The following is a 7,922-nucleotide window of genomic DNA, read 5'->3' as shown; positions in this document are numbered from 1 at the left end:
CTAAATCTCCTGCTTTATGTGAATTGTTGTTATTCATGATAACGCAATTTTCACTATAAAGTAAACTGTCCTTTTAATAAAAATATTTTTTTATAAAATTTTACAAAAATATATAGCAAAAGTTTTGACAAAAACAATTTTTTGTTATATATTTTTGTTATAACATAAAAACAGGAGTTTAAATATGGTAAATGTAACAAAAATAAATGAACAAAGATCAAAGGAAGAGATGCAACAATTTGATTTGTACAGGCAAATGGTATTTAAGGGTTTTGAATCTTTTGCATATCAGAGTCAAAAAAATCTTAAAGGTAAACAAAAACAGTTAAGTAAAATAAATAAGGTAGGACGCAAGATACCTAATATTAACAAGAATGAGTGTTGCAGGTTTAATAGTAAGATTGACTTTAGTATTCAACGAAGAGCTTTACACAGGGTAGGAGCGAGTGAAGTTGGAAGCATGTTTATTGGTGCTGATGCTTTAGAAAAATTAATGCGAGAGCGAGTACTTAAAGCTATAGGAAGGGAAATACCATTTGAAGAAAATTTGAGTATGAGAAAGGGAAAGGCTTTAGAGAATTTAATAATTGACGAATTTGTAAAAACCTATGATAAGAATATTCATATATTACATAAAAATAAATATTCAAACGGTATTGATAAATATAATTACTTTAAAAAAGTTGGAAAGAGTGATTGTTTAGTTGGTGCTACAATTGATGCTTGGTTTGTTAACGGGGAAGGTGATGCTGAACTTTTAGAGACAAAATGCAGCGATTCATTTCAAATACAATGCGGTGCTTCTGAATATAATAGAATTGGTAATTTTCTAGATAATAAATATTTCTTTAAGTATTACGTACAAGTACAGATGCAACTCTTATGTACAGGATTAAAAAAAGGAAACTTATTCTTTTTATTTGGTGGAGATACTACAAACTGTGTTATTGAGAGAGACGATGCATTTATAGCAAAGATTATGTTTTATATGGTGGCTTTTAATGTTGAGATTAACAACGCTCTTAAGTATATGAGAAGCTATAATGATATTGAGAGTGCAAGTAATGAAGAGTTGGTTGAGAGAATAAAATCATTTTTAAATAAAAGTGAATTTTATAATACCTTGGCACAATTAGACTTTAGACAAGAATTTCTTAAGTTTGTTAAGTTGACAAATCTAGAAGTTGAGAATGAGCTTGGTTTAAAAAATGATATTTTTATTTTAAATAAAATGGTTGAGCATATAAGTAAAGTTGAATCTGAGAAAGCAAAAGAAGCTGAGGAGATTACCAAAGTAGTTAAATTAAAAGTAAAAGAAAAAATTCAAGATATGATGAGGACTTATTCAATTATTGATAATATCTATTATAATTTTGAAGGAATTTTATTTTCGTTAAACATGAGAAAAAGAGCCATTAAAGATAGGTTTAAGGTGTTTAGTGATAGTTATATACAAGTGAATGGGCTTTCTAATTTTAGTAGTAATTCAAATGAATGGTCTACACCTATTTTAAAAGCTGTTTAAGGGTAACTTTATGAAATTTATGTTTATGGTTGTAATTTTAGTAATTACTTACAAGATTTTAAGATTTTTATGTAAGTTTGGTGTGAGAAGTATAAAGGATCTCTTTCAAGCTTATTATGCAAGACGAGAATTTTTAGAAAATCTTGATAGACTTGATTGTGATTTAAGACGTATGGAACTTTTAAGTAGGATTTCTGATGAGGAGAGTCCTGGTGTTTGATATTAACTCGTTAAGTATGTCTGGTCGTTTAACAAGAAACTGTGAGGTTATTTATACTAGTAATAGTTTTCCTATATTAAAATTTACACTAGCTAATAATAGAGGTGTAAAGAAGAATAACTGTGTGACAAGACAGGCTCAATTTTTTGACTGTGTGATTTTTGGAGCTAGAGCTGAGAGTCTTGCTGCTTTACTTAAACGAGGGGTTCAAGTTGTACTAAGTGGAGCTCTATCTTATTCAAGTTGGAATGATAAGCGTACAGGTGAGGGTAAGAGTAAATACAGTATTTTGGTAAATGATATTTGCGTCTTAAACTCATCAATTAAAACACAAGATATTAATGAGAATAAGCTTGAAGATGAGTTTTATGAAGATATTCCTTTTTAATATCTATATTTAAGTTAAGGGAAGTAGGGGTGGTGGTTTAAAAAATAAAGATTATAAGTGAGATTATATATGAAAATAACGCAAAATAATCCAAATTTAGTCTCAGCAGTACGTCAGTGGGGATGTTACTTTTTATCTCTTCATTATTACGTATCAGTTTTTAAAAAGTTGCAGTTTAGTGTTCTTGATATAAATAGGAATTATCATAACTTTGTTAAGTCAGGGTGTATGAGAAGTAATTGTTATATTCTAAATCCATGCGCTGTGCTGAGACGGTTTGATATCAGTGCAAGTGTGAGGTGGGAGGGCCCTGCTTACAGATGTTTAGATGGAGAATTTGAGATAAGTGAAGTTAAAATTAAAAATACACCAGGATATCATTTTATAGCAACTAATTTGTCATCTGTACTTTATGATTCACTGACACTTAAAGAGCGGGGCGTTGAATATGAGATTACATCAAGGAGAATATTTAAGAAATATTGAAACTACTAAACATGAGAAGGAAGTTAAGTACCTTTGTAGTGCTGATATTATAAGTCTTTTTCCTAAGCATACTCAGTATATTGAAGGATTTTTTGGTACAGGAGCAGTATTTTTTGCAAAACCATTAGCCCATTATAATATACTCAATGATAATTCTAAATTTATATATAAGTTTTTCTATATCTTAAAGCAAGACCCTGAGTTGCTTTACAATCGTGTAAGAGATGCGATTATTTATGACAGCATAATTGATGAGAACAGAGACAAAATTGAGTACATGGTGCTTAGATGTTTATATTCACTTTATGGTTCATCTAGTTCAACTATGAAGTTGGATCGAAGTAATGCCAAGAGATTGTTTTTAGAAAACCTTCAAACATATAAGTCTAGATTTAAAGAGATGCTTGATAATGCAATATTTACATCACGAGATATATTTAAATTTTTAGCTGCACTACCTAATCGAGACAAGGTAAGCTCAACATTTGTATATCTTGACCCTCCATATTCAATTTCTCATGGGAATCTTGTTGATAATCGTGGATGGAATTTAGATTCTCTAGAGAGACTTATTCTAGAGCTTAAGAGATATAACTGGCAGTTTGCAGTAAGTGAATTTGATGATTTAAGAGTAGTTAAGCTTTTCTTAAAGCATAATCTTTTTGTAAACTATGTAGCACGCTTTAGTGGTATAGCTAGTATTTTCAATCAAACTAAACATAAGGGTACTAGCTACTTCATACAAAACTAATAGGTCAAGTATGGATTTAAAGAGTATTCGTTATGCTTGAACGGAAATGTTTAAAATGCAAGCGTAAAGAGAAAGGACTCTAGAAAAGTTTAGAGTTCCTTTTTCTTTACAAAATAAGATTTTGGTTAAAAGAATATATTTATTATAAACTATAATTTTATCAAAAACAAAGGATTAACAAATATTTTTTTTGTAAAATAAATACCTAAATGTTAAATTAGGTATTTACTGGTGCTTGGTAAAAATCTTGAAGTGGGGGGAGTAGTCCTTAAAAATATTAGCAAAACTTAAAAGTTATTTCAAGCTAGTTTTGATATCTTTGTAAGCCTGTATTTTACTTGCACTTGAGAGACCATAAACATTATCAATCTCAGAAGTAGATGAATATTTCATAAGTTCTTTAATTTCAAATGAATTATATCCTCTAGACTTTAGTGATGCTATAAATATATTACGAAGTATATGCAAAGATTTGCGATGTTTAAATCCTCCCTTAATGAGTAATTCCTTAAACCTAGTTGCGATCTCACTTATGTTAATTTTATTGTCACGAAATTTAAGTTTACTTTTTTGAAATAGATATGTACGTCTTGTGTCTTTTCCTTTAGATAAAAAATAGTTTTGATGGGCTTGCATTATAGATTTAAATTCAGATTTACTAATGACTACTTCTCTAATACAGATATTGCTACGCTTTTTAGCTACATTAACGCGAATAGAATAAAATACTTCACCATTACTACACGTCTCTTTATATATATCAGTAAGTTTTACATTTTGTATCTCAACACCTCTACAACCAGTAATTGAGAGTAAGTGTACAAACCATCCAGATATTGGGTCTTGTTCTTTAAATCTCTCTATAGCGCGTTTTACAAGTCTAATTGTCTTGTCATTTAGATAAAATCTTAAAGGTGGGGATAATTTTTTAGTATGTCTAGTTTTGCTTTTACTTTTAATTAAAGTTAATTCTTCACTTAAGCGTTGATTTTGCATTTCTAATTCTTTAATTTTTAAGTTAAGATTGCAGTTAATTAAATGTTTTCCTTTCATGTAATTTCAAAGTTAACTAAACATATTAAAAATAGATAAAATTAGTTATAAAAATATTAGCAAATACTTACACGTAGAGTCAATTTTTAAAGGTTTCCATTGCATGGAAAATATGGTGTGTAGAATGCTTGTAATTTAGAGAAAAGTTGTTTTAAGGAGAAGCAGCAATAAATATCTACCATACTTCTTGCTATCTTTAACAAATACTTATAATTTTACTCTACATTTACTTTATTTATCTACTCAGTAGCTTTCAATTTTGCAATGATGGGTTTTTTAGTATAAAATTTAAATTCTCTATTTCTGTTAACTTAAAGTTTACTTTTATAGTTACTCTTACCATTTTTATAACGAGTTTAATTTATTTTCTCTTACACATCTTTATCTAGAATTTTTGTTGTCTTGTTCTTTTAAATATTCTTTTTTAAATCCCCATTTCTTAACTTTCATCTTTAGTTATTAGAGTTTCATTTAACTTCCATTTTCACATTTGATAATCACTATACTTGGTAATTTATTCATTGTTTCCTCATTGATTTCATTTGTCTTAAAATATGATTTTAAATCATTATTAAAATCATTAATACTTTTTTGATTTCCATCACACTTTGAAAGTTCTTTATGTATATGATCTAGTACAGGTTTGATTGTTGAATCGCTTAATTTTAAAAAGGTAATATGTTCGGAAGTGTAGAGTCTTCGGTCATAGGGATCTTTGATTGGTTCCGGTAAGTTTTTTATTACTTTTCTTTGAATATCATTGAATCTTAATTCATGAAATTTAACGTGAGTCCAACCTAAATCTTGAACGATAGAGCTGTTTTCAAAAATTAGTTCTGATTTAAGATATTTAAACATTTTTTCATTTATATTATCTGTGACATTATTAGATATGCTAAGCATCTTGGATAAAAGATTTTCAAAAGCTATTTTTATTCGTTCTCCCTCAGACGTACTATCATCGATTTCATAAGAATATATATCTTGTCTTCCCTCACATGTATCTGACGATATACAATCAATAGTATTTCCTATAAGTTGTTTAATAGTTATGTTGTTTGCTTGTTCTGGTTTCTCTATTCTTAAAAATTCGTATATATATTGAAAATGCTCAGCCAGTTCTTTTTGTTTGTGTATATCTTTTAATAGCCAATTTTCAAATTTTTTATATTTTTTTTTTTTTTCTGTGCTCAATTGAGTATCATTTTTTATGATACTATTAAATGCATGAATTATAGTATCAAATTTAATTTGTTCATCAGTTTGTTTATTATCTCTTTGTTGTAAACCACTATGCTCCACAACAAAATTGTTTTGTGGGTTAGATATAGGATTGCGATCCCCACAACAGTATAAAAGCAATGTGCTACATAGCACTAAATAATTTATAAATTTAGTCATAAATATTCCCCTTTCTTAATATTTAGTTAACAGTATAACCTGGTTATTTTGTTCTGTATAGTTATTTATAAGTATTAATTGTTTTTGTAAAATTTGTTGTTTTGTTATAAATTTTATGTTAAATATATTTTTGTTAACCTATTAGTTAACTTATATTAAAAGGTATGAATAGGGTAAAGAAATCATTAGATGATTATGTTGTGTATTTTAGAGAAGGGAAGCTTAATAACACTGGTATAGCAAAAGAGATGGGAGTTAGTCGTGTTAATGTAGGAAAGATGAGACGCAAATGGGAAGAGATTAAGGATGACCCTGAGTATATTACTGGTGCTGCTAAGCTTACTATTTGTGAAGATACTTTAAATAATATCTTATTTCATGCATCACAAAGTACAGCCCAGGCGCGTGATCTTAAAAGTCAGTTTAGTATGGCTAAAAGTATGTTGGGACTAGAATTTATAAATTCATTTAGTCGTTATTTAGAGTTGGAACTTAAAACTTATAATTACAAAATAGAAGAACTCGAGTCTCAAATTAGCAATCTTTATAAGAAGACTTTAAGTAAAAAAGTTGCACATTCAGAAGAAGAGAGTCGTGAGCTTGAAGAGTTAAAACTTAAACTAGATGAGCTTAAAAGGGAGAGAGAACTTAAGAAGATGTCACTATGTTACAAGACAATGCTAAAGCTTAAAGCTACTGATACAGATGTGCGCTCTAAATTACAAATTTAAAGGATATGGTAATGGATATATATAAACTGCCTATATTTAAAGAAATGCAGCGAGAGTACAAGCGTGATTTTGGTATTGATATAATGGATTTTATTAAGCCTAAAGCATTGGATATTGATTTTAAAGGATTTGAAAGTAAATATTTAACTTCAAAACAACTTAAAGTAGTACGTAATATCGAGAAGAATAATCAAAGTAAAATTATTTTATCTGGTGGGATTGCAAGTGGTAAAACATTTCTAGCATGTTATCTATTCTTAAAAATACTGCTTACAAATAGGAATGTGTATAAAAGAAATACTAATAATTTTATAATAGGAAATTCACAAAAATCATTAGAGGTTAATGTTATGAGTGAGTTAGAAGATATTGCTAGTATGCTTAAAATACCCTTTAGGCCAAAATTTTCTAATACATCATATTTTGAAATAGACTCACTAAGAGTTAATTTGTATGGTGGTGATAGGGCAAGTGATTTTGAGCGGTTTAGAGGCTCTAATTCGGCACTTATTTACGTTAATGAAGCTACTACACTGCATAAAGAAACATTAATAGAATGTTTAAAAAGACTTAGAGTAGGAATGCAGGCAATTATATTTGATACCAATCCAGATAGTCCTGAACATTTCTTTAAGCTTGATTATATTGATAATACAAAAATTTACTCTACATATAACTTTACAACATATGATAATGAATTAATTTCTCGGGATTTTATTAAAACCCAAGAAGAGATTTACAGGAACATTCCAACATATAAGGCAAGGGTTCTACTTGGAGAATGGGTCCCGTCCTGTGACTTGATATTTACTAATGTTAATCTTACAAGTAACCATGAATTTATATCCCCAATAGCATATTTAGATCCTGCATATAGTATAGGAGGAGATAATACAGCCCTTTGTGTTTTGGAGCGAGTAGATCAAAGTTATTATGCATTTATTTTTCAAGAAAAGTTACCAGTAGGTGATCCTAAGATGTTAAATACAATTAAAACTATACTTACAAATCTTAATGTACACAAACTATATGTTGAAGATAGGGATAACGTTTCTGGGCATGGGAATGTGACTAAAATGTTTCTTAAACTTAGGGCGGGTATGAGTCATAATTTTAAAATTGCTCCAATTAAACCTATAAGTAATAAATTTACTAGAATTGCTACGTTAATAGAGCCATTTGCAACATCTAAACTTAGTATTATGGATTATTCAAGTAAATCAGCTATATCTGATATTTATAAGTACAAAGGGGATGGTAAGAGTGATGATGATTCATTAGATAGCCTATCAGCATCATATATGTTATTGACTCTAAGTATGCGTACCCTCAGAGCACATTTTACTAAAATAAGGTTCCTATAACAG

Annotated in this window: 9 protein-coding genes; 7 read left to right on the top strand and 2 right to left on the bottom strand. The window is 28.8% G+C overall.

From position 1 onward, the window contains the following. Positions 1-184 precede the first annotated feature (184 nt). The 5 genes from bpuSUM_RS07270 to bpuSUM_RS07250 all read left to right on the top strand — a co-directional run bounded on the left by bpuSUM_RS07270 (position 185) and on the right by bpuSUM_RS07250 (position 3,370). Positions 185-1,525: a DUF244 domain-containing protein gene (locus bpuSUM_RS07270; protein ID WP_247067321.1), complete on the top strand. Its 1,341-nt coding sequence runs from the start codon at positions 185-187 to the stop codon at positions 1,523-1,525. Between the two features lie 10 nt (positions 1,526-1,535). Next, positions 1,536-1,745 (top strand): hypothetical protein, encoded by a 210-nt coding sequence (locus tag bpuSUM_RS07265; RefSeq protein WP_247067319.1) that lies wholly within the window; start codon positions 1,536-1,538, stop codon positions 1,743-1,745. 16 nt (positions 1,746-1,761) lie between these two features. Next, positions 1,762-2,133, top strand: coding sequence for a single-stranded DNA-binding protein (locus bpuSUM_RS07260; RefSeq protein ID WP_247066503.1), 372 nt, complete (start codon positions 1,762-1,764; stop codon positions 2,131-2,133). Between the two features lie 69 nt (positions 2,134-2,202). Beyond that, positions 2,203-2,619, top strand: coding sequence for a DUF261 family protein (locus bpuSUM_RS07255; protein WP_247067163.1), 417 nt, complete (start codon positions 2,203-2,205; stop codon positions 2,617-2,619). Next, a complete protein-coding gene (locus tag bpuSUM_RS07250; RefSeq protein WP_247067317.1) occupies positions 2,582-3,370 on the top strand; it encodes a DNA adenine methylase in 789 nt (262 codons plus the stop codon). The genes bpuSUM_RS07255 and bpuSUM_RS07250 overlap by 38 nt, the downstream gene beginning before the upstream one ends. Positions 3,371-3,664: 294 nt before the next feature. Here the strand turns inward: bpuSUM_RS07250 and bpuSUM_RS07245 are convergent, their stop codons facing one another. Further along, positions 3,665-4,423: a tyrosine-type recombinase/integrase gene (locus tag bpuSUM_RS07245; protein ID WP_247066967.1), complete on the bottom strand. Its 759-nt coding sequence runs from the start codon at positions 4,421-4,423 to the stop codon at positions 3,665-3,667. A gap of 471 nt (positions 4,424-4,894) precedes the next feature. Further along, positions 4,895-5,824, bottom strand: a complete 930-nt coding sequence (locus bpuSUM_RS07240) for an Mlp family lipoprotein (RefSeq protein ID WP_247067315.1) — start codon at positions 5,822-5,824, stop codon at positions 4,895-4,897. A gap of 164 nt (positions 5,825-5,988) precedes the next feature. Between bpuSUM_RS07240 and bpuSUM_RS07235 the strand changes: the two genes are divergently transcribed. Both bpuSUM_RS07235 and bpuSUM_RS07230 read left to right on the top strand, forming a co-directional pair. Beyond that, on the top strand, positions 5,989-6,555 hold the full coding sequence (locus bpuSUM_RS07235; RefSeq protein ID WP_247067313.1) for a DUF603 domain-containing protein: 567 nt from the start codon (positions 5,989-5,991) through the stop codon (positions 6,553-6,555). Positions 6,556-6,566: 11 nt separating this feature from the next. Further along, positions 6,567-7,919: a PBSX family phage terminase large subunit gene (locus tag bpuSUM_RS07230; protein ID WP_247067311.1), complete on the top strand. Its 1,353-nt coding sequence runs from the start codon at positions 6,567-6,569 to the stop codon at positions 7,917-7,919. Positions 7,920-7,922 lie beyond the last annotated feature (3 nt).

Origin of the sequence: Borrelia puertoricensis, assembly GCF_023035875.1 — a bacterium.
Taxonomy (GTDB): domain Bacteria; phylum Spirochaetota; class Spirochaetia; order Borreliales; family Borreliaceae; genus Borrelia; species Borrelia puertoricensis.
Note: the sequence above shows the minus strand (reverse complement) of the source record. Positions and strands in the feature narration are given on the sequence as shown.